Annotated in this window: 21 protein-coding genes; 5 read left to right on the forward strand and 16 right to left on the reverse strand. The window is 43.6% G+C overall.

The annotated features are described in order from the left end of the window. Nucleotides 1-260: 260 nt before the first annotated feature. The 15 genes from M1D67_RS21525 to M1D67_RS21595 all read right to left on the reverse strand — a co-directional run bounded on the left by M1D67_RS21525 (nucleotide 261) and on the right by M1D67_RS21595 (nucleotide 15,293). Nucleotides 261-740 carry a hypothetical protein gene (locus M1D67_RS21525; protein ID WP_229129191.1) on the reverse strand — a complete coding sequence of 160 codons (480 nt, stop codon included), beginning with the start codon at nucleotides 738-740 and terminating at the stop codon, nucleotides 261-263. Between the two features lie 81 nt (nucleotides 741-821). Then, the gene (locus tag M1D67_RS21530; protein WP_479831509.1) at nucleotides 822-1,811 is read right to left on the reverse strand and encodes a choloylglycine hydrolase family protein; all 990 of its coding nucleotides are present in this window, start codon (nucleotides 1,809-1,811) and stop codon (nucleotides 822-824) included. A gap of 136 nt (nucleotides 1,812-1,947) precedes the next feature. After that, a complete protein-coding gene (gene abnB / locus M1D67_RS21535; protein WP_396021757.1) occupies nucleotides 1,948-3,357 on the reverse strand; it encodes an arabinan endo-1,5-alpha-L-arabinosidase AbnB in 1,410 nt (469 codons plus the stop codon). Nucleotides 3,358-3,467: 110 nt separating this feature from the next. Further along, a complete protein-coding gene (locus M1D67_RS21540) occupies nucleotides 3,468-4,913 on the reverse strand; it encodes a DEAD/DEAH box helicase (protein WP_035338053.1) in 1,446 nt (481 codons plus the stop codon). 229 nt (nucleotides 4,914-5,142) lie between these two features. After that, nucleotides 5,143-5,739 (reverse strand): hypothetical protein, encoded by a 597-nt coding sequence (locus M1D67_RS21545; RefSeq protein WP_105981320.1) that lies wholly within the window; start codon nucleotides 5,737-5,739, stop codon nucleotides 5,143-5,145. 23 nt (nucleotides 5,740-5,762) lie between these two features. Then, a complete protein-coding gene (locus M1D67_RS21550; protein ID WP_479831510.1) occupies nucleotides 5,763-6,536 on the reverse strand; it encodes a hypothetical protein in 774 nt (257 codons plus the stop codon). Nucleotides 6,537-6,548: 12 nt separating this feature from the next. After that, nucleotides 6,549-8,141, reverse strand: coding sequence for a ribonuclease YeeF family protein (locus tag M1D67_RS21555; protein ID WP_105981322.1), 1,593 nt, complete (start codon nucleotides 8,139-8,141; stop codon nucleotides 6,549-6,551). 17 nt (nucleotides 8,142-8,158) lie between these two features. After that, the gene (locus M1D67_RS21560) at nucleotides 8,159-8,428 is read right to left on the reverse strand and encodes a YwqI/YxiC family protein (protein ID WP_020453522.1); all 270 of its coding nucleotides are present in this window, start codon (nucleotides 8,426-8,428) and stop codon (nucleotides 8,159-8,161) included. 9 nt (nucleotides 8,429-8,437) lie between these two features. Continuing rightward, nucleotides 8,438-8,830 (reverse strand): DUF5082 domain-containing protein, encoded by a 393-nt coding sequence (locus tag M1D67_RS21565; protein ID WP_144497515.1) that lies wholly within the window; start codon nucleotides 8,828-8,830, stop codon nucleotides 8,438-8,440. Nucleotides 8,831-9,184: 354 nt separating this feature from the next. Continuing rightward, a complete protein-coding gene (locus M1D67_RS21570; protein ID WP_026580364.1) occupies nucleotides 9,185-9,451 on the reverse strand; it encodes a hypothetical protein in 267 nt (88 codons plus the stop codon). A 161-nt stretch (nucleotides 9,452-9,612) separates the two neighbouring features. Then, nucleotides 9,613-10,914, reverse strand: a complete 1,302-nt coding sequence (locus M1D67_RS21575) for a pyrimidine-nucleoside phosphorylase (protein ID WP_020453524.1) — start codon at nucleotides 10,912-10,914, stop codon at nucleotides 9,613-9,615. Nucleotides 10,915-10,944: 30 nt separating this feature from the next. Then, entirely contained in the window at nucleotides 10,945-12,126 is a 1,182-nt protein-coding gene (locus M1D67_RS21580) for a NupC/NupG family nucleoside CNT transporter (protein ID WP_023856885.1), read from the reverse strand. An 81-nt stretch (nucleotides 12,127-12,207) separates the two neighbouring features. After that, nucleotides 12,208-12,879: a deoxyribose-phosphate aldolase gene (gene deoC / locus M1D67_RS21585; RefSeq protein WP_020453526.1), complete on the reverse strand. Its 672-nt coding sequence runs from the start codon at nucleotides 12,877-12,879 to the stop codon at nucleotides 12,208-12,210. Between the two features lie 125 nt (nucleotides 12,880-13,004). Beyond that, nucleotides 13,005-13,943, reverse strand: coding sequence for a sugar-binding transcriptional regulator (locus tag M1D67_RS21590; protein ID WP_020453527.1), 939 nt, complete (start codon nucleotides 13,941-13,943; stop codon nucleotides 13,005-13,007). Nucleotides 13,944-14,525: 582 nt separating this feature from the next. Then, nucleotides 14,526-15,293, reverse strand: coding sequence for a carboxymuconolactone decarboxylase family protein (locus tag M1D67_RS21595; protein WP_317985352.1), 768 nt, complete (start codon nucleotides 15,291-15,293; stop codon nucleotides 14,526-14,528). 201 nt (nucleotides 15,294-15,494) lie between these two features. Here M1D67_RS21595 and M1D67_RS21600 point away from each other — a divergent pair, with 201 nt between their 5' ends. Further along, entirely contained in the window at nucleotides 15,495-15,860 is a 366-nt protein-coding gene (locus tag M1D67_RS21600; RefSeq protein WP_479831511.1) for a MerR family transcriptional regulator, read from the forward strand. A 286-nt stretch (nucleotides 15,861-16,146) separates the two neighbouring features. On the opposite strand, the gene M1D67_RS21605 is transcribed toward M1D67_RS21600, so the two are convergent. Further along, a complete protein-coding gene (locus M1D67_RS21605; protein WP_075212838.1) occupies nucleotides 16,147-16,566 on the reverse strand; it encodes a DUF4275 family protein in 420 nt (139 codons plus the stop codon). Between the two features lie 239 nt (nucleotides 16,567-16,805). Between M1D67_RS21605 and M1D67_RS21610 the strand changes: the two genes are divergently transcribed. Genes M1D67_RS21610 through M1D67_RS21625 form a run of 4 tightly spaced genes read left to right on the forward strand, consistent with a single transcriptional unit; the run spans nucleotide 16,806 to nucleotide 21,662 of the window. Continuing rightward, nucleotides 16,806-17,867 (forward strand): lipoprotein YdaJ, encoded by a 1,062-nt coding sequence (locus M1D67_RS21610; RefSeq protein ID WP_283774283.1) that lies wholly within the window; start codon nucleotides 16,806-16,808, stop codon nucleotides 17,865-17,867. Then, nucleotides 17,848-18,687, forward strand: a complete 840-nt coding sequence (locus M1D67_RS21615; protein WP_095291245.1) for a diguanylate cyclase domain-containing protein — start codon at nucleotides 17,848-17,850, stop codon at nucleotides 18,685-18,687. Before M1D67_RS21610 ends, M1D67_RS21615 begins: the two co-directional genes overlap by 20 nt. Then, on the forward strand, nucleotides 18,677-20,407 hold the full coding sequence (locus M1D67_RS21620; protein ID WP_020453530.1) for a DUF2334 domain-containing protein: 1,731 nt from the start codon (nucleotides 18,677-18,679) through the stop codon (nucleotides 20,405-20,407). Before M1D67_RS21615 ends, M1D67_RS21620 begins: the two co-directional genes overlap by 11 nt. After that, nucleotides 20,400-21,662: a glycosyltransferase family 2 protein gene (locus tag M1D67_RS21625; RefSeq protein ID WP_145645534.1), complete on the forward strand. Its 1,263-nt coding sequence runs from the start codon at nucleotides 20,400-20,402 to the stop codon at nucleotides 21,660-21,662. The genes M1D67_RS21620 and M1D67_RS21625 overlap by 8 nt, the downstream gene beginning before the upstream one ends. The last annotated feature ends 1 nt before the right edge of the window (nucleotide 21,663 follow it).

The raw sequence follows: 21,663 nt of genomic DNA on the forward strand, positions 1-21,663 counted from the left end.
GCTTGGAACCGCAATGAATCCTCGGAATCTCACATCACCTCCTCATTTAGGGTATAAAAAAAACCTAAATTACGCCGGCTTGAACGGGACGATGTCCCAGAAAGCTGTACGCAACTTAGGTTTTGCCTGCAAAAGCAGTAACAATCCTTAAGAAACTTGCTGATATTAGTTTGTAACTATACTGTAGCACCTGTTTTTGTTCATGTCAACGCTTTCATTACAAATGTCTCATAAAAAATAGAATACACGTAAACTAGAAACTAAGACTTTATACCTTTATTTCTATGTTTTCTAGCTTTCGCCGCCTTTTTCATAAGCAATGCAGGGCTTCGCCTTGCTTTCCTTCGCGCTGCCGGCTGTGCAACTGCGTCTTTCGGTTCCTGCTGCTTATGAAGAATGAATCCGGCGGCCATGAACGGAATCCCTGATAAGTTTGTGAAAATGTTTTTAATGCCCATCGCTAAAATAAAAGAGCCCCATGGAGAAAACGGATCTTTTTTGATTTTCACGTAAGCGGTGATTTCCAGGGCAATAAAAATGACCGACTGTACTAAAATTACAATCAACAAGCTCAAAATGAACAAGAGAGCCAAATTAAACAACGTGCCTGAGTAGATCATCAACTTCAGCGCGGCCACGAAAGTCCCAGCCTCCATATATCCGTCCGTGACATTCGGATTCCAAACGGCATAAACGTCAAATTGATGTTTGAAATGAAAAAACAAAAATAATATAAACAACCAATATATGCTATGTAAGCTAATGCCTAATAAAATGAGTCTGTTTGCTGCTTTGTTTTGCAATATTGTTCCTTCTTTCGTTTATGATTGAAGAGAATGAAACGTCTCTTCCTGCTTTGGCGGAAACACCTTTATTTCGTTGCTGTCCAGGTCTTCCTGTAATATGCAAACCTTTTGGATCTGCCTGTTTTGATAATGGTGAAAATAGTAGCTGCACGTCTCGCTGCACATCACCGACGTATATTGGGTGTAATCGTCTTCGCCATTGTCAGTTATGACAATCCCTTTGGGAATATTCATATGGGAGAGAATATGAAACGCGGCAGAAACGCCTTCTGTTTCGTCGGACACGGGCTTCATGTGCTCTTTCAAAACTGCTGCCCTGACAAAACGGGATGGCGGTGTAAAGTCTCCCGGCAATCCGGACAGCCCGGAACCTTGGCCAAAAGCCGACAGCGTCAGGTCTCCCATCTTTTTCGCGGCAAACTGTCCCGGCTGAAGACCGATATAATTGCGCAAATTGGTCAAATGCCAAGGAAAATCCGGACTGTTCGTCAGCACGCCGACCGGATTATCATGAATTTGAATCCCTCCGGCCGCCGGTTCAACAACGATGCTCGCACCGGAGCGGTCCGTTAATAGCCAATGAAGCGGCGTCACCGTACTGAGCAAGCTGACCTCTCTCTCAACAATGTTTACGGAAACAGCCGCTTTTTTCACTTCCTCCAAATCGCCGCATTCCGACAGCACCCATGTCACAAATTCGTGCGGCGCAAGATTGCGGCATTGCTCTTTCGTCTCGCTTTCATACACAGCATAATCCGGGAAATAAAGCGCCGCGCAAGACAATCCTTTTTCATTCACACCATCGGCAAACAGCGCATTATTGAGCCTTCTGCCCATCCCGATAAACGCATACCGACCGGGATGCTCGCTGCCGTCTGCTTCACTTTTCCATTTGTAGCGACGCGGATGCAACAGCACTTCCCCGTTAAGCTCAAAATCAAAATCCATCGTCCTCGCCAATAAATGCTCCCGACCCGCAGTCGTCAACGTGATACTTGTACACATTGCGTCTCATCCTTTTCGTTTGATATTACACTTCGTGAACAATTTATTTCCATGTTATCGAATTGGAAATGATTCGTCAAAATGAAAGGGATTAAGATAAAAATGACCTCCAGAACAGAGGTCACTTTTAATCACATCATTTACTCCCCCAAACCGCATCTCCCTCATGAGACAACGCACTAAACGTCATCACCTTCCGCTCAGAAGCTGCATCCCACTGGCGCAAAAATACACCGTCATATGTTTTTCCGTCGAGCTTGAGTTCGATTTTGTTGTCTCCCGTGTTCTTCCACGTCCCGGCCGCTGCGCCGGTTATTTTGCCGTTTTGATTTAAGCGGATTTCTTTCGATTCTTTAATATCTGCAGATATGTCTTTTCCATGACGCACCAATTCGTAGGCGCCAATCACATCTGACTTTTTCACCTTGTCGAGCTTCTCTCCGGCATAGCGGTGAGGGGCGGCAACCGGCCAGCCTTGTTTGTTCATCAACAGTTGGTGGACGCGGACTTCGTGCTCCTCGCCCCGTCCCGGGAAGCGGGTGTGGAAGAATAAATACGATTTGCCGCTTTTTTCATCGTAAAAGGCAGAGTTATGGCCCGGCGATACATAGCCGTTTTGATTGCTAAATGAGAAATTCCCCATCAGTTTGACACCGTACGGTTCGATTGAGCGATCGTCAAAAAACGTTCCTTCTTTGCCGCGGACGTCAATCATCGCATGGCCTTCTGCGTCATAATAAGGGCCGTCAGGGTTTTTTGAGCGGGCGACGCGAATGTTGTACCCGCCGTCAGCGGCAAGCCCTCCGAAGGACATGTACAGGTAGTAATACTGTGTTTCAGGATTGTAGAGAATGTATGCGCCTTCAATCCGGCTGTGATTGCCTCCGATCAGCTTTTTGCCGTACCCCTGTCCCGGAAGCGGAAGTCCGGTTTTCTTATCCATTTCTAAAATAAAAATTCCCCCGGAATAGGAACCGTACACCATCCACAGCTTTCCTTTTTGATCAAAGAATGTATGCGGATCGACGACATTTGGGTGCTTTGTCGCGTCATAAGGCGTGCCGTCATTGCTGATCCCGTCCATTCCCGACTTTAGGAAAATGCCTTTATTTTTGTATGGGCCTTCAATGTCGTCCGCGACAGCAAGTCCGAGCGCAGATCTCGGAGAATCCCCGCGGCAGGCGTTGTAATACATATAAAACTTGCCGTCCTCAAGCTGGGTGACATCAGGCGCCCACAACGTATCAGATTCAGCCCATTCAAAGGCCTCTTTTAATTCTTCATATACGTTCGGAATCAGAGGATTGCCGTCGTGGACACTCGAGGAAATTTGCGTCCATTTCATGAGGTCCGTCGATTTGGCCGAAGCTAAATGGGAGCCGAAGACATAGTACGTGCCATTCGCTTTAATAATGGATGGATCGTGAACCGCCACTTCTGAAAATACAGGTTTTTGAGTTTGTGCAGAAGCTTGGTTTGGCGCGAAACATGCAGCCATGATGAAAAGCAATGCAAGGACTTGGATGAAACACTTTCTCATATTCATTTGTTCTCCTTTCTTTTGAAGCGCTTTCATTTTTTGACAATTCATCATATGCTGCTTATCCAAGGTTTATTACGAACAAAAAAGCTCCCGACAAAGTCGGCAGCCTAAGTTTATTTCCTCGCTTTATGCACTTTCAGCAATTTCCCTTTCACGGTTGTGTTTTTCATCGCTTCTAAGACGAGCGGTCCTTTGCCGTTTAAAATTTCAACGAATGAACCTTGCTCTTGTATCGTGATAATCCCAATATCCTCAGCGGAGACGCCGTCAATTTTAGCAATCGTCCCAACGAAATCAACAGCTCTCAGCTTCTTCTTTTTTCCCCCGTTAAAGTAGAGCCTCATAATTTCTTTATTTAACGATTCGCTCTTGTCCTGTTTAAGCTCAGGCTTCCTATTGATTTTCTTTTGAAACGCCGCTTTTGCCCGTGCAATTTCTCCTTTTGACGGCGCCTCAATAATAGGAATGGAAAAACCGATATAGTCTTCAATGTCAGCGATCATCCTTTTTTCACGCGGGCTGGCAAGCGTAATCGCTTTTCCCCGGCTGCCGGCTCGGCCTGTTCTGCCGGTACGATGCACATAGCTTTCTTGATCTAATGGCAGCTCATAGTTGATAACATGTGTGATGTTCTCAATATCGATGCCCCTTGCCGCCACATCTGTCGCGATTAAATAGCGGAACGCTCCCCGTCTAAAGCGGTTCATCACGGCAAAACGTTCCTCCTGAGGCATGCCGCCGTGAATTTTCGCGCACGGATAACCCAAACCGGCTAAGCGCCGCTGCAACTCATTCACTTGCTCCTGTGTGCGGCAAAAGACGATGCAGCTGTCCGGATTCTCAACAATGAACAGATCCACTAAAAGCGGAAATGAATCATTTTCATTTACAAAGATCAGTTGATGCTCGATATCTGCAGTTGTCGTACCGCCTGCTTGAATCTCGATTTTCAAAGGATCTTTCATATATTGAAGGGATAGATGCTCCACATCCTCCGGAAAAGTTGCTGAAAACAGCATCGTCAGCCGTTCTTCAGGCAAATGGCGGATGATCGCTCCTACTTGATCGATAAATCCCATATTCAGCATTTCATCGGCCTCATCGATGACAAGGTATTTCAGTTTTTCTAATGGAAAGGTCCCTTTTTCAATGTGATCGAATACGCGTCCAGGTGTCCCGACAACGATATGGCATTTTTGCTTGAGCTCTGTTTTTTGCCGTTCAAAGGACGATTTCCCGTAAACAGCCGCTGCTTTTATTCTTTTATAGCGGCCGATGTTCGTCAAATCCTCCTTAACCTGAGCGGCAAGCTCGCGCGTCGGTGTCAAAACCAAAGCTTGTGGTTTGTTCTCTTCCCATTCTGTCAGCTCACAAAGCGGAATTCCGAACGCGGCCGTCTTCCCGCTCCCCGTTCGCGATTTCACCACAACATCCCGCTTTTTAAGCGCCGCGGGAATCACTTCGCTTTGCACCGCAGTCGGCTGCTTATACCCTAAATGATCGAGCGCTTTCGTAATATCACCGCTTAATGCATAGTCTTTAAAACTGGCTTTGTTCATGCATGAACTCCTTTTGGTCATATGATTTCCAGTGAATGATGGTGTTATGAATGTGATTATACGCGAATCATGACTGATTTCAAAAAGACATGAAAAAGAGGCTGTAATAATCGCAGCCCTAAGAAACACCCTAATTAACTTATAAAGCTGTTAACACAAAAGAATGAATTGCTGCTCAGAGAAAAGAATCGGTTTTTTTACCTATAACTATTTAATTCCCCTCTAATATTTAATACATAGAGGATATTGAAGCTATAGAAAAGACTAACACTATGATAAAAACAATTCCCATTAAACGCTGCAATAGAAAAGGCAGACGGGCTAAAACAACCTGGACTTCATAATTAATTGCCCAAGCAATAAATAAGAAATAGCGTAAAAAATCGTTTATCCATCCACTTGACTCTTCATATATATTAAATTCATACTGTTTTATCACCCAGTTAGGAAATAGCAATGAAATAATTGCCATAATGAAATTTATAGTAAGAGACATATACAATAAGGCGCTTGGGTATGGAATGTGTTCCCTTAAAACAAAACTTAAAAATAAACTTATAGCAATGACGGTAATAGTACCTACTATTAGGTTTGATTTCTTGAATATTTTTTTCCTCGGACTAACATATATTTTTTTTGTATTAAAACCGTACACCAAAGAAAGTAAAACCAAGAAACATTCCGCGAAAAATATAAATAAAAATAATGAGATACTGCTGTCATCTCGATTCCAATATGGGATGTTTATCAACAAAAGTACCACTAATAACATGAATACTGCATTACTTCGCATCCAAAAAATACCGCTTTTTTTTATAGAAAACATAAATCCACTTGTCCTTTCTTTTTCTACAAATCAAAAAACTCATTCATTGTATTTACTATTTTCTCGAAATATTCATTTACTGCCACAGGCTGAAGAAAAAGTGAACCGGTTTTTTTTATATTCTCATAATCTAAATGCCAAATAAATTCATCACTTCTTAATAAGAATACAGCTTGATCTAATCTTGATTGGCTTGTAATATAGTCGCTTTCAAAAAATGAAATATTATCAAGCTCTTGATTGTTTTTTAGAAAATCAAAAGAGAACTGACTAATAGATGGGTGAGTTTTTGGATCCTCCGCCATTCTTTTAATAACCTCAGCTTCTACTTCGTGAAATTCATCAAATGAATCATCATCCATTTCAAAAATTTCATGTTCTGGGTTTTTATCCGTATATGAATGATAAAATGTTTTCAACATTTCTAAAAACGACTCTCTGCTTCTTAAAATCGAAAAACTATGATTTTGATTTTCTATCTCCTGCACAATGAGTTCATCTTTTTGAACATGATGTACAATCAACACTCTTTTCCGATGGATACAGCGAACTTTTCGCTTTGATTGAATGAGTAAGTGAATCAGGTTTTCTAACCCTTTTTGTAAATTAGATTCTGTGCCATCATCCCAATATCCTCTTTGTTTTAAAAGATTTTCGGCTTGAATTGAAAATGGTTCAATGTCTTTTTCATCTTGAATTATCTGCTGCTCATTAATAATATCCTCAGCAGCTTTTTCATATCTGCATAATAACAATGCGGCAACAAGTTCATTAGTAGTTAATATAATTTTAGACACTTTAAATTCCCCCTATCGAAACCAACTAGTCACAAAGTCCTCTGCTTTTGATAAACCCTCTGAAACTGAATCAGAGATATTCGATAATTGTTTGTCGGTCCAGTCTTTCATATCATCCCATCTGTCTTCTACCCATTCACCAGCATCTTCTCCCCACTCTTTTACTGTGTCGCCAACAAATATAGATCCAGTTATTCCAATACCAGCTCCAATAGCTCCCCCAATAAGAGTTCCGGGGCCTGGGCATATAAGTGACCCTAATGCAGCACCTCCAACAGTCACACCTGCTACTCCCGCATCCATTCCAAAGCCAGCTGCCACTCGTCCTGATATTTCAAGGGTAGACTTCCCCTTGTTATCATCATTAATGAATTCAGAAAAATTAGTCACAAAGGAAAATACGGTACCTACTCCAGGGACTTTTTTAAATAGTTTTCCGGGAGCTACTTCATCCTTAAACTTCCCAAGAGTCCCTTTCACATCAAGCTTAGTCTTATAACTCTTCAGTTCCTCTGGCTTATGCTTTAGGAAACTTTGGCTTTCTAAAATCTTTTCATATGATATTCTTGTTGTGTTAGGCCCCAACCCAACAATCTTTCTCAAAAGGCCGCTTGGTTTATTTTGAAATTTGCCGAGCCATTTTTTGATTGGTTTGCTTGAGTTTGGATCGCCTTTTTTCAGGATATTGTAAACAAACTGAGCCACCTTGGAATCGTATTTTCCGTTAGCTCCCTGCGTCCATTTCGGAGAGGCTTTCACACGGAAGTTTCCTTTTCCGTCTTTTTCAAGCTCAAGCATTTTCGTCGCCAGTACATTCACGGCTATGACGCCTTTTGTTACAGCCAAAGCGCCGTTTCCTGTACCGATTAAATCGAGCCATTCAGCGATTCTGCCCATCATTGTCGGATCGTCTTGTTTTTCTGCTAAATCAACGGCTTCGTCAATCATTTGTTTAACGACATCTGTTTCAGAAAAGTAGTTTTCAACCTCTTTAATCGTTTTTTTAGATAGGATCGCGCCTCCCTTTGACCAAGTGTTCACTTTTTCAGTGAGCTTGGAAAGCTGAGCGATCGAATTTGACGATTGTTTTAATATAGAATTAGTATCACGATCAAGCTCTTTTAAATCAGACACTGTGTTGTTCACATGTTTTTTTGCTTCGGAAATATGCTCATTAAATGATGCCAAAGAGATAGATCCGCCCCCAATCAACTGGCTGATTTTATCAAATTCGTCATTAATCGAATCAACCGTATCATTCGTTTGACGTTTCAGTTCTGTTAAGCCCTTTTTGACATCATGCGTCAGAAACTCTTCTTTTACAAAACCCTCTGTTGATTCATAGGTTCTGATTTTTGCTTTAATATCTTTTAAATTCTGTATGTATTGATCAATAAAGTGCTGAAAATAAAGCAGCACGGGAAGATGAAGAACCGAAAAGTGTTCTTTGATCGCATTTCCGCCTTCTCCTTTTAATGCATCATCAAGCTCTGCAATTTTTTGTACACTTTCCCTTATGGCATTGATTTCTTTTTCCTCTTGCTTTTTTTCCTTAATCAATTGGTCTATCGCGTCAATGACTTCAGAGACATCTAAAACTTTCAAGAGAAAACCAGCCCTCCTTATTTCATTTTTTGAGAGATGTTTTTATCAGTATCAATCAGGACTTTAATGTTTGACCATGCGTCCTTTTCAACTGAAGATAGCGCCTCCTTGTATTTTTTTAATAGCTGCTCGTATTCCTTTTCGATTTTTTTTATTTTGTTCACTACATCCATTGAAGAATTAGTGATATCGGCTTTTGAACCTGCTATCGAAAGTGCGCTGATTTTTGTCTGAAGGCTTGAAAACGCCGTTTTGACTTCTTCTGCTTTTACCTTTATTTCTGCCATTCTTTCACCTCAATGATTGACTTGTTTTTTTATATCTGTAAGCTGTTGTTTTTGTATACTTAGAAACATCTCCATATTAGAGATTTGCATTTCAAGATTTTCAATCTCTTGCTCAATATGTGAAATCAGACCATCTGTTTCTCTCTGTATACTTTGATAGCTGTGTGCAATATTTGATCTTATATTGATAAATTGATTTGTATGTCTACCGTTCCATATATGCGAAGTAATATCTGGCTGATTGATGAGATTGGCATTGTTTGAAAGGGTGTGAAGTTCACCGGTAATAGCTGTTTTTGCTTTTTTCAGTTCAGCGATTTTGCTTTGTGTATCCTTTATATTGTGAGATAAAGAAGAAATATCTTTTTCCAAAGAAGCGATTTTAGCAGCATGGTTTGACATATCGGGTTCACCTCGTTTTTCAGAAAATAAACGTCTGCACGTTACTATTCGCTTATTCCACAGTATTTCGGTTAGGTATATTGTTGCTCTCCGATTGAATCCAACGTTCTTATAAATCAGACCTTTTTCATATTACAATATCATCCAAAATAGGTAAATAGGATAATGGACTTGGTTTTCTTGGATTTTCTTGAATTGATCCATTCAAGCTTCTCACAATGTTCTTTGAAATAGCATCAGGTGCTTAGTTCAAATGACCTTCTTCAAATCTTGCCATTAAACAAACAGCACACACCCAAGGTTTTCTCAAAATATCCGTTTTTAAAAACCGCCGGATTTTCCGGCGGTTCTCTTTTAACTGCTCCATTTCTTGAATTTTTTGAAATATATACAAAAGGAAATGATTCCGCCAATTATGCCTGTCAAAATTGCCAATATGAATGAAATAAACAACAAACCCAAATACCCCCATCCCAGCGCTTCATCCTGGGAAGGTTCGCCCGTCACAAAAGATTGCATGTAAAAATGCGACAGTATGGCATATAGGATAAATGAGCATATACCTATAAGGATAAAGATTAAAACACTAATACCAGAAGATACCAGAATACGTTTGGCCACGTTTAAAAAAACCTCCTATTTATCTATACCTTTCCGTCCATGTAAAAAGATGACACCTAAGACGTATTCATGCTACAAGAAAGATTAAAATAGGTAAATGAGAAAAAAGGCCCATAAAAACAGCACACACCCAAGGGTATGTGCTGTTTCTGCATGCTCTTCTATTCCGTAATCACCGTATGCACGAGCTTCGGCGCTTCGGCTTTTTCAGCGATTTGAATGTTGTCGTAGACTTTCGCGATGACGTCATCGACATTTTCGCGGTTTGCGTATAGGGTAACCAATGGTTCGCCTTTTTCGACTGCGTCGCCGACTTTTTTGCGAAGCATGATACCGACGGCGAGGTCGATTTTGTCTTCTTTTGTTGCGCGGCCGGCGCCCAGCAGCATGGCCGCGACGCCGATTTGATCGGCGACGATTTCAGACACGACGCCCGCTTCTTTGGCAGGAATGTCGATTTTGTAGGCAGCCTGAGGCAGCTTTTCAGGGTTATCCGCGACAGAACTGTCGCCGCCTTGGTTCTGAAGGAAATCCTTGAATTTTTGCAGCGCTTTTCCGTTTTTCATTACATCGATCAGTTTCTCTCTTGCTTCGTCAAGGGTCTCTGCCTTTTTGGCGAGAACGACCATTTGGCTGCCCAATGTTAAGACAAGCTCAGTCAAGTCTTCCGGACCTTCCCCTTTTAATGTATCGATCGCCTCTTTCACCTCAAGGGCATTTCCGATGGCAAACCCCAGCGGCTGGGACATGTCGGAGATGACAGCCATCGTTTGGCGGCCGACATTGTTTCCGATGCGGACCATCGCTTTCGCAAGGTTGACGGCGTCTTCATCGGTTTTCATAAAGGCGCCGGCGCCTGTTTTGACGTCAAGGACAATCGCGTCCGCCCCCGCGGCGATTTTCTTGCTCATAATCGAGCTGGCAATCAGCGGGATCGAATTGACCGTGCCTGTCACATCGCGAAGGGCGTACAGTTTTTTATCAGCAGGCGTCAAGTTTCCGCTTTGGCCGATGACGGCAACCTTGTCGCGGTTGACAAGTTCGATGAATTCGTCTTTAGAAAGTTCCACGTGAAACCCTTTGATCGCTTCGAGCTTGTCAATTGTTCCCCCTGTGTGTCCAAGGCCGCGGCCCGACATTTTGGCGACCGGGACGTCGAGAGCCGCAACAAGCGGTGCAAGTACGAGCGTCGTCGTGTCGCCGACGCCTCCTGTTGAGTGTTTGTCGACTTTGATCCCTTCAATCGCGGAAAGATCGATTGTTTCGCCTGAGTTGACCATCGCCATCGTGAGATCGGCCCGTTCTCTGTCCGTCATGTCCTGAAAATAGATGGCCATCGCCAGAGCGCTCGCCTGATAGTCAGGAATGCTGCCGTCTGTGTAGCCTTTAATGAAAAATTGAATTTCTTCTGTTGTCAATTCTTCTCCATTTTGTTTTTTAGTGATGATATCAACCATTCTCATTGTGATCACCAGTCCTTTTTTCAATGTTTATCAATAGATCAATCCTACAACGGTCGCTGTCAAGAAACTGACGAGCGTTGCGCCGTACAGCAATTTCAAGCCAAAGCGTGCGACGACGTTTCCTTGTTTCTCATTCAGTCCTTTAACAGCGCCGGCGATAATTCCGATCGATGAGAAATTGGCAAATGAGACGAGGAAGACAGAAACAATCGCTTCGGTGCGGCCGCTGAAATGGAAGCTGCCTTGTGCGAGAGACTGCATCGCGACAAATTCATTTGAGACCATCTTGGTTGCCATGATACTTCCAGCATTCACCGCTTCATGCCATGGAATACCCATCAGGAAGGCAAACGGCGCAAAAATAAATCCGAGCAGTTCCTGGAATGATATGCCTAGTGCGGCGCTGAAAATGCCGTTAATCATTGCGATGATCGCGACAAATCCGATCAACATGGCGGCCACGACGACGGCGACTTTAAAGCCGTCCATAATATATTCGCCCAGCATTTCAAAGAAGGATTGTTTTTCCTCTTCCTGTACCTCTACCATATCATGTTCTCGATCGACTTCATAAGGATTGATAATCGAAGCGATAATAAATCCGCCGAATAAGTTCAATACGAGCGCGGTGACAACGTATTCTGGCTTCAGCATCGTCATATAGGCGCCGACGATAGACATCGAGACGGTTGACATCGCTGAAGCGCACAGCGTGTAAAGTCTGTGCTTAGGCAGCAGCCCCAGCTGCTTTTTTAACGAAATGAATACTTCAGATTGCCCCAGTATCGCCGAGGCCACGGCATTGTATGACTCAAGTTTGCCCATCCCGTTGATTTTGCTAAGCGCAAGACCAATATATTTTATAATGAACGGAAGGATTCTCCAATATTGCAAAATACCGATTAAAGCAGAGATAAAAACAATCGGGAGCAGCACGCTGATGAAGAATGTGGATTCATTCACATTCACCAGCCCGCCAAAGACAAAATTTACACCTTCTGCGGCATATTCAAGCAAATACCCGAAGCCTTTGGCAAACCCGCCGACGAGATAGTTTCCGACGCCCGTGTTCAGCAAAACATATCCCAATGCAAATTGCAGCACGATCATGATGATAACCGGACGGTACTTCACTCTTTTTTTTCCGCTGCTGACCAGCCATGCAAGCCCTAAGACGACAAATAAACCGATGAGCCCGATAAGATATTTCATGTTTTGATCCTCCTGAGGATGTATTCGCTTACATTTTTGTATCTGTGCGCAGGAAGCTTTCGCTTCCCGCCGCACTGGATCTTAGTAGTTATCTTCATTTTTTCCTTCTGCTCCGCTGACGATGGAAACGCCTGCGCTTGCACCGATCCGGGTCGCTCCGGCTGAGATCATGCTTTCAACGTCCTCTTTTGTTCGAATGCCTCCGGATGCTTTGACACCGATGTCGGGTCCGACTGTTTTCCGCATGAGGGCGATATCTTCCGCTGTCGCTCCGCCGGTTGAGAACCCGGTTGAAGTTTTGACAAAGTCGGCACCGGCAGCAACAGCCAAGCGGCAAGCCCGCTCTTTTTCCTCGTCTGTCAACAGACACGTTTCAATGATGACTTTAACAAGCGCTTTACCTTTTGCGGCTTCAACGACTCCGCGGATGTCCGCCTCGACAAAGTCATCGTCTCCGTCTTTTAAAGCGGCGATGTTGATGACCATGTCCACCTCTGTCGCGCCTTTTGCGATCGCGTCTTTCGTTTCAAACGCTTTTGTTTCTGTCGTGTTGGCGCCCAGCGGAAAACCGATGACTGTGCAAACATCGATTTCCGTTCCTTTCAGCTCTTTGGCGGCGAATTCAACCCATGTCGGGTTGACGCAAACTGAAGCGAATTGGTGCGTTTTCGCTTCTTCTATTAATTTTTCAATCTCGGATTTTTGTGTATGCGGTTTCAATGCTGTATGATCAATGAGATTTGCAATCGTCATATACTAGCACTTCCTTTGTATAAGATAGTTTCAGCATAACCGATTATTGAACAAATGTAAATTATCATATGAAATTTTGTTCAATAGAAAATAAAGTAAAATCCAGGCTGTTCTTCCTGGACACGTTAATCATCTAGCAGTTCTTTCGCCGTATGCTGATCAATAATCAGCACATTGGCATACTTGCCTTTTAGTGCACCATGAATAGCGGCTTTTTTCCGGCTGCCGCCCGCTACGAGAATCGACCGTTCTTTTTCCCTCAAGTCAGCCAATTCAATGCCGATCGTCCGCGAGTCGATAGCATGGCTGCAAATGTTTCCCTCCGCATCAAAAAAGCGCGAACAAATATCGCCGACTCCGCGTTCTTTCAGAAGGGCTTTTTCCTCTTCATGAAAATACCCCAGCCTGAACAGCAGGGCTTCATCACGGACTGTGCCGACTGTAAATAACGCAATGTTCGCCTGTTTGCCCATTTCTATGATCCGCTTAATGTGCCTGTCCCGCTCTACCATCTGTTTGACTTCCGGATTGTCAAACACGACCGGAAGCGGCAGATACCTCGGCATCGTTTGAAAGGCTTCGGCAAACAGCTGAATCGTTTCAGACGAATAGGTGTTGACACTTGAGTGGCTGATTCCGCCTTTCAGTTGTACGACCTCTGCGCCCTTCACCTGTTTGGGCTGCATATTTTGGGCGATTTGGTACATTGTCGTTCCCCAGCTGACGCCGACAATGTCGCCGTCCTTGACTGCGCCGTGCATGTATTCGGCTCCGAAGCGGCTGAGATAATGCGTGATGGTCGTATAATCCGCGGTCGGCGAAAAAACAACATGTGCTTCCATGAGCCCGTATTTTTCCTCAAGCATCGCACCGAGCGCATCCATATCTTCAAACGGATCCATGACGCGGATTTGGACATACCCCTTTTCCTTGGCGAACTGCAGCAGCCTTGATACCGTCGGTCTTGAAATCTGCAGCTGTTCGGCGATTTGCTGCTGGCTGTAGTCAGACTGATAATAGAGCCTCGCAGCTTCAATGCTCAATTGCTGTTTTTCCTTGTCCATCACGTTCCTCCCCTTTAGTTACGCTTTAACCCATATTATATAGGTTCATGCTCCTTCTTATCCAGCTGAATTCCGTCCGCGACCCTGTGTCGTCCAACTCGGTGAGATACAGCAGATCGTTCGTGAGCGTCTTCATGCGCTCCGTCTCCGACTTGATATGATGCAGCCACTTGGCCTGCTCGTTTATTGTATCCTCGCCATTAGGGGTAATACCAGCGTCGCTGATACCACCCGCAAACTTCTGTAAATAGAAAACATCTGTAGAAAGTTCCTGAAACGGTGAGTATCGGAATAAAATTTCCAGTGGATCGTTTGAATTTTGGAACATCGTTAAGTCGTTGTGGTTACGGTATTTCTGATACGTTATCAAACTACTTTACGGTCTGTGTCAGCTAGAGACTCCTTGGGTTGCGCCAAGGATACATGAAAATTAAAGATGTCCTTATGGGCATGGAAAATGCTTTTAGGTCCTATGAGTCGGAAGTGCTCAAAATGAAATAATCAAGTTAGTATGTAAAAAGACCGGAAAAACTCTGTGAGTGAACTCCGGTCTTTTTATCAACTTGCTCTATCGGTGAATAACTATGTTAAAAATATCTTTTTGGCAACATTTATAGCATTCAAGACTTTAGGAAATCCCGTGTATGGGTAGCATTGCAGTAATGCCTCAATCACTTCTTGTCTCGTTAAACCTACACGAATGGAGGCATTGAGATGAACGTGCAACTGTGGCTCGCATCCACCTTGAGCAGTTAAGGCTCCTAATGTGACGAGTTGGCGCTGTTTAGGGTTTAGTCCTGAGCGGCTGTAGATTTCACCAAACGCAAATTCAATGATTTGTTCAGCTAATACAGGGGCAATCTCGGCAAGTGAATCGGCAACCGCCTCACCATGTTTGCCGTCGATTTCTTGAAGTTTTGCTATGCCTCTTTCCCGTCGTTCCCCTACAGAATATAGTAGTTCGTCCTCGATATTTACTTCGATATTTTGTTCTGCAAAAAGTTGTTTCGCAACGGTAATGGCATTTAAAGCACGAGGAGCGCCGCAAAACGGAATACATTGGGTAGCAATTTCAATAATTTCGTTCGGCATAATCCCAACTTTCAAACCGAAGTTCATGTGCCATTTGAGTTGATTTGGAGTATCACCTAACGATGTTAACGCAGAGATCACGATCATTTCTCTTTGTTGATAGGTGAGTACGGGATTATTGAAAACTTGCCCAAAAAATTCAATAACGTACCGACCTATGTGGGGAGATACATCGCTTAAAGCATGAATAACCGCTTGGATTCCTGCTTCATCAGTTTCTTGAAAAAGTTTTTTTCCATTTTCATAGTTTGAGTTCATCGCTTCATTGCCTCCAGTTTTAAGATTTTCTATTTCCCGGTACTTCTAATGTAGTTTATTATTGCTGCACGAAGTCAAATATAGGTTTTTACAATAGAATTTGCTAATAGGTAGAGGTTACTAAAGCATTTTTCTATTTTTTTGATCTGCATTTCGTTATAGTAACTATAACGAAAGGGGACGGATCGGATGTCATTTTCAATGAAATATGTAGTCGATAACTTACATGTGTCTGCAAATACACTCAGATTTTATGAAAAGGAAGGGTTGTTAAGAAATATTTCTCGAGATTCAAATGGTCGTAGAATATATAATGATGACGATTTGAGATGGATCAACTTTATCCTCTCTCTGCGGTTGACAGGAATGCCTATTTCTAAAATAAAAGAATATATCGATCTTTATGAATTAGGCGATGAAACATTCCTGCAAAGAAAAGAAATGATGATGCAGCATAAATTAGAAGTGCAGAATAAAATCAATGAAAACCTAAAACATTTAGAAGTAATAAGTTATAAGGTTGCGATGTACGAACTTCAAGAAAGAAAAGACACGCAGAAAATTTAGTAAACTGGACTGTAAGATAAAAGCTCGGCTGTATGCCGAGCTTTTCCAATGATTACACAGTTGTTTCAACATGGTTGTTTGTTACACGTTCCCCCGCCATATGCTTTTTAGTTCAGTCCAGCTGAACATAAAACGTCGTCTTCTCGTTCGGCACACTCTTCGCATAGATCTTACCTCAGTGCTGCTCAGGCGATCAATTTGGCGATGGCGAGGCCGTAGCCGCCATTCTGCCGCGAACGCGAGGGATCGGCTCGGTAGAAGCGGTCAACGCTCTCGACAGCTTCGCTCAAGTTGAACGGAACGTGAAACAAAAATACGGCCCGTATGCCGACTCATGCGTCACTACATATGTCCATGTCATGTCTTTATCCGTTATATATGCATCTTCTTCTGCTGTCAGATCTGAGGCTGTCAGTTTTCCAACGTGTTCAAAAATATAGGCGTCATCCGTGTGCTGGTAGAATAAAAAGCAATCGCGCTTCGGCTGTTCGTTAAAGGCTTGATCGGCCTGTCCGCCGGTAAAACACGGCTTCATCTCATAGCTGAATAAATGCCACAAAAAATGGCTCACCAAGATCGTGTCCCTTTCCGGAAGCTCCATGCTTGCAGCAAATCGGTTTTCCCACGTTTTACGCAAATAAGACCCCCACTTCGGTATTTCTGTTACTTTCACATTTTGTCTTTCAAGCTTGCTGATAATGTCCATTCACGTCCTCCGTTTATTTCTTTTGGTATTTTTTTATGAAAATCAATACGAAAATCCTTCTATTGATGGAAAAACATTTTATTATTGGACTTACGTCCTCTTTTTGGATAGTCCAAAAAGATCAAAAAAATCTAGCAATCTCCATTTTTTCATTTATAATAAGTAAGTCAAAATTATTCTCAAAAAAACATTCGGGGTGATCTATCGTGAAAGCACCCGTGAGGTATATATGGATTGGTATGATCCTGTGCTTTTTATCGGCCAGTCTGGCCGTCGGTTGTATCAAAGCTGAAGATCAGTCAGATGATGACAAAAATGATGAAGCGCTGCAGCCTGCCGAACACTTCGTTTACCATCATTTAATGAGCGATCAGGGACTGATTAAAACCAGCTTTTCTGACCAGCCTGTTTACTTGTCGGAATCGCTTGGCTTGTGGATGGAATTTTTGATCAGTAAAAAAGACGGCGAGCATTTTCATGAGCAATATCAGCACCTGACCGAATCCTTCCTTATGAAAAACAACCTGGTCTCATGGCAAATCCAAAACGGCCAGGCAAGCGGGGTAAACGCCTTGATCGATGATCTCAGAATCATGGTGAGCCTCGATCAAGCGGCAGCTCTATGGGGAAACAGCGAGTATAAACAAACCGCTCTGAACATCGGTTCCGCATTAAAAACGCACAACATGAACAACGGGATATTGACGGACTTTTACGACTCCGCCTCTCAATCCGCATCAAAGGATATCACGCTTTCCTATATCATGCCAGATGCGCTATCCGTCTTGAAAAAAAACGGAGTGATTGATAAGGATACCGAAAGGCGGAACGCCAACATTCTTTACCGCGCCCCTTTGAAAAACGGTTTTCTCCCGAAAGTGTACAGTACAGAAACGAAAGCATACACCTATGACCATGAAGTCAATCTCATTGATCAGCTTTACACAGCTTGGCATTTACCGCCGAAGGATCAAAAAGCCGCTGTATTAGCGGATTGGCTCAAACAGACGTTTCAAACCGGCGGCAAACTGTATGGCCGGTACTCGATCGATACAAAAAAGCCGGCGGTTCAATACGAATCTCCATCCGTCTACGCTTTGGCGATATTATTTTTCATCAACCAAAACGAAGATCAAGACGTCATCAAAGCGCTGTATGATCGAATGAATGATTTTGAAATTCTTGATTCGTCTGAGACGTATTATGGGGGATATATGAGCGGAAATGATACGCATTCTTTTGATAACCTGCTGCCCCTATTAGCCGAAAGGAAGCTTTTAAATGAAAATAACATTCAATGATTCGCAAAAAATGTTCGCTTATATGACGGGAATAGCAGCAGCTCTTGCGTTGTTCATCCATTATGTCTCAGCCCCGCAGTCCGAATCCATTCTCATCATTTGCATCACACTTGCCATCATCGCAGCGGGAATATGGCTCGGATCGATTTACGCACTGGCTGGGACGATCATCGTCCTGTTTGTTCTCGGAACTTTGATGATGTTTCTTCACACAGACGCTTCGTCTGAAACGGAATTGCAAACCCTCGTCATCTGGGGAATAGCGCTTTTGCTGTTCTCCTTCATGTCAGGGAGAATCCATGACATCGCGATCGGACTTCACCGCTCTGTCAAACACCTTCAAGACGAGATCAATAGCTTCGTTGCAATTGACAGGGTGACAGGCTTTGATAATAAACAGAGGATGAAGCTGGAGCTCTCGGAAGAAATCAAGCGGGCAGAGCGGTATGGCAACTCATTTGTTTTTTTACTGCTGCAAATGCATTATTTCAAAGAGTTCAAATCCCTGTACGGAGAAAAAGAAACCGACCGTCTCTTTCAATTTGTCAGCAGTCAAATCAGATCATGTGTCCGGGAAACGGATAAAAAATTCCGGCCTGCCGAAGAGCGGTTTGGCATCCTGCTGACACACACGCCTGCTGAGCATATGCCTGCCGTCCTTGAAAAACTGAAGAAACAGCTGAACACATACCAGCTGAAAAACGGCAAGTATGTCACCTTGACCTTCCACGTGTGCCACTTATCATATCAAAACGATTTAAAGACTGCTGAGCAATTTTTAGAAGAACTAGAAAACGAGATGATGATGAATGAACTGTAAGCGGATATTACTTCTATGCGCGGCTGTCCTTATCCTGGCTGCGGTTTTTCATGTTCCGGACACCGCCGGGGCAAAGCAGCAGGAGCGCGGCATTCTCATCATCTATTCAACATTGGACGGCAAAAAATCAGCCGATGTGAAAATGCTCGACCTTATCGCCGGCCATTTTACATCCCATGTGACCGTTGTAAATGATGCGGATGTCAAAGCTGCGGATCTGGCAGGAAAAGACCGCGTCATCTATTACGGACAAACGAAAAGAAAGCTGAACAAAAAGCTCGCGCAGCTGATCAGCTCCTTCCAAAAACCTGTGACAGCGATCGGCTTTAACGCCGGGCAGTTCAGCCAATTTGCAGATCTTTCGCTGAAAAGCGAAGACAATGTGTATCAGATTCGCAGCACAAATGAGGAACACGATACCTCTTTAGAAAGCGGAATTCGTGTCCTTGAGGTATCAGGCTTGAAGGGAAAAGCGTTGTACACATACAAAGCTGACGACGGAAAAGCTCACCCATTCGCATGGAAAACCGGCAAAAGTAACGTGTACATCGGTTTAACCGATTTGCTCAACAACAACCTCCTCGCCGCTAAGCAGCTCAGACAGGCATTTGGTGAAACCCCGGACAGCACGCTGTTATATTTGCGGCTTGAGGATATCAGCCCAATGTCGGATGAAAAACTGCTACTCCAAGCCGGGGCTTATCTGCATAAACGAAATATTCCTTTTATCCTTTCTGTGATTCCGGTATATGTCAATCCTGAAACGGGCGACAAAGTCTATATGTCTGAAAAGCCGAAGCTTGTCAACGTGCTGAGAAAGCTGCAGGATATGGGCGGCAGTGTAATTGTTCACGGGTATACCCATACATACCGCTACAGCGAAACCGGTGAAGGATTCGAGTTTTGGGATGCTAAAGCCGATCAGCCGATCACATCGCAAAATGCGAAAGAGCCCGCGACCCTTTTGCAAAAGGAACAGAACTTTCCGAATGAAGAAGCATATCAAAACTATTTGAAGCCGTTCAGAAAAAATGAGGAAACGTACACGCGGCAGAAGCTGACGAACGCTATTGAAGATCTCACCGCAGAAGGACTGTATCCGCTCGCGTTTGAAGCGCCGCACTATACGATGTCAGAGCACGGCTATCAGATCGCCTCACAGTATTTTACAAGCTTGTTAGGCCAGGTTCAGCTTAGCGATACAACATGGAAAACGTCAGGCGCCGGGCCTTTTGTTACCAAACCGGCAATACTCCATGGGATGACGCTCTATCCTGAGACCATCGGCTATGTTGATCAATCGGATCAAAATCCGCTCGGCAAAGTCGAGGAACGCATCTCTCAAATGATCGATTTTGAAGGCGGAGTAGCCGGCGCATTTTATCATCCTTATCTTGGAATGAAATATCTCCCTGAGCTGGTTGATCAAATGGAACGCATTCCGAACAGCGAATGGCTCGATATTAAAAAGACAAAGCAAACCGTTAAAACAGATAAAGTGGAAATTCACACAAGCGGAGATGGAACGATTCAAGTTAAAAGCAAAGTCAGCGCCATTGAGACGTTTTTCGATCATCACCAGCAAAGCCCGCTGGAAAAGGCGCTTTGGATTCTCTCTCTCATTGTGCTCTTGTTTGTTGTCATGTTTGTGAGCTATACCCTTTACTTGAGAGCCACATTAAAAAAACGAATCTTTAAGGAGAGAAAAAACCGTGGGTAATGTTCTGTTCCTAGTCTCTTTAAGCTTAATATGGGTCATGCTTCTGTATCACATGTTTCTGATGCAGGGCGGATTCCGCCACTATATGACCTTCGAACGGAACATGCCGAAGTGGAAAGAGAACGTGAAGGATCTTCCGAAGGTCAGCGTTCTGATTCCTGCGCATAACGAAGAGGTCGTGATTCGGCAGACGCTGAAGGCGATGGTGAATCTCTATTATCCGAAGGGCCGGCTGGAGATTATCGTCATCAACGACAATTCATCTGACCGGACGGGCGACATTGTAGGTGAGTTTTCCAGACAATACGACTTTATTAAAATGGTCGTGACCAAACCTCCGCATGCCGGAAAGGGAAAATCGACGGCGCTCAATTGCGGTTTTGCCGAATCAAGCGGAGATGTCATTTGTGTGTATGACGCCGACAACACGCCCGAAAAAATGGCTGTTTATTACCTTGTCCTCGGGCTCATGAATGATCAGAAAGCCGGAGCAGTGGTGGGAAAATTCCGCGTCATCAATGCGGCGAAAACATTGCTCACAAAATTTATCAACATCGAAACGATTTGTTTCCAATGGATGGCACAGGGCGGGAGATGGAAATGGTTCAAAATCGCCACGATCCCCGGCACCAATTTCGCCATCAGGAGAAGCATTATCGAACAGCTGGGCGGCTGGGACGATCAGGCGCTCGCGGAGGATACCGAGCTTACGATCCGGGTCTACAACCTCGGCTACCACATCCGCTTCTTCCCGGCGGCCGTCACTTGGGAGCAGGAGCCGGAAACGTGGAAAGTCTGGTGGCGTCAACGGACAAGATGGGCGCGCGGCAACCAGTATGTCGTCCTGAAATTTTTGGCTCAATTTTTCAAGCTGAAGAGGAAACGGATTATTTTTGATTTGTTTTATTTCTTTTTTACGTATTTTTTGTTTTTCTTTGGTGTCATCATGTCAAATGCGCTTTTTGTGATCAATTTATTTTATAATCTGCATCTTTCATTCGGTTTTTTGTCTATCATCTTATGGGTTTTGGCTTTCTTTCTATTTATGACGGAGGTCATGATTACACTGAGCATCGAAAAAACAGAAATGAACAGGCAGAACTTTTTCATCGTTTTTCTGATGTACTTTACATACTCGCAGGCTTGGATTGCGCTCGTAATTTATTCTTTATTCGTCGAAATCAAGCACCGCCTGTTCAAGCAAGAGGTTAAATGGTACAAAACAGAACGATACAATCAAAAGAAAAGCGGGTGAC

This window comes from Bacillus sp. PK6-025 (genome assembly GCF_056530265.1).

Coding starts and splice junctions, on each gene's coding strand:
- M1D67_RS21590 (WP_020453527.1), bottom strand. CDS start 13,943: ATGGACAAGGAAAAACAGCAATTGAGCATTGAAGCTGCGAGGCTCTAT.
- M1D67_RS21545 (WP_105981320.1), bottom strand. CDS start 5,739: ATGTTTTCTATAAAAAAAAGCGGTATTTTTTGGATGCGAAGTAATGCA.
- M1D67_RS21565 (WP_144497515.1), bottom strand. CDS start 8,830: ATGTCAAACCATGCTGCTAAAATCGCTTCTTTGGAAAAAGATATTTCT.
- M1D67_RS21580 (WP_023856885.1), bottom strand. CDS start 12,126: ATGAAATATCTTATCGGGCTCATCGGTTTATTTGTCGTCTTAGGGCTT.
- M1D67_RS21540 (WP_035338053.1), bottom strand. CDS start 4,913: ATGAACAAAGCCAGTTTTAAAGACTATGCATTAAGCGGTGATATTACG.
- abnB (WP_396021757.1), bottom strand. CDS start 3,357: ATGAATATGAGAAAGTGTTTCATCCAAGTCCTTGCATTGCTTTTCATC.
- M1D67_RS21620 (WP_020453530.1), top strand. CDS start 18,677: ATGAACTGTAAGCGGATATTACTTCTATGCGCGGCTGTCCTTATCCTG.
- M1D67_RS21560 (WP_020453522.1), bottom strand. CDS start 8,428: ATGGCAGAAATAAAGGTAAAAGCAGAAGAAGTCAAAACGGCGTTTTCA.
- M1D67_RS21530 (WP_479831509.1), bottom strand. CDS start 1,811: ATGTGTACAAGTATCACGTTGACGACTGCGGGTCGGGAGCATTTATTG.
- M1D67_RS21575 (WP_020453524.1), bottom strand. CDS start 10,914: ATGAGAATGGTTGATATCATCACTAAAAAACAAAATGGAGAAGAATTG.
- M1D67_RS21600 (WP_479831511.1), top strand. CDS start 15,495: ATGAAATATGTAGTCGATAACTTACATGTGTCTGCAAATACACTCAGA.
- M1D67_RS21605 (WP_075212838.1), bottom strand. CDS start 16,566: ATGGACATTATCAGCAAGCTTGAAAGACAAAATGTGAAAGTAACAGAA.
- M1D67_RS21615 (WP_095291245.1), top strand. CDS start 17,848: ATGAAAATAACATTCAATGATTCGCAAAAAATGTTCGCTTATATGACG.
- M1D67_RS21595 (WP_317985352.1), bottom strand. CDS start 15,293: ATGAACTCAAACTATGAAAATGGAAAAAAACTTTTTCAAGAAACTGAT.
- deoC (WP_020453526.1), bottom strand. CDS start 12,879: ATGACGATTGCAAATCTCATTGATCATACAGCATTGAAACCGCATACA.
- M1D67_RS21610 (WP_283774283.1), top strand. CDS start 16,806: ATGATCCTGTGCTTTTTATCGGCCAGTCTGGCCGTCGGTTGTATCAAA.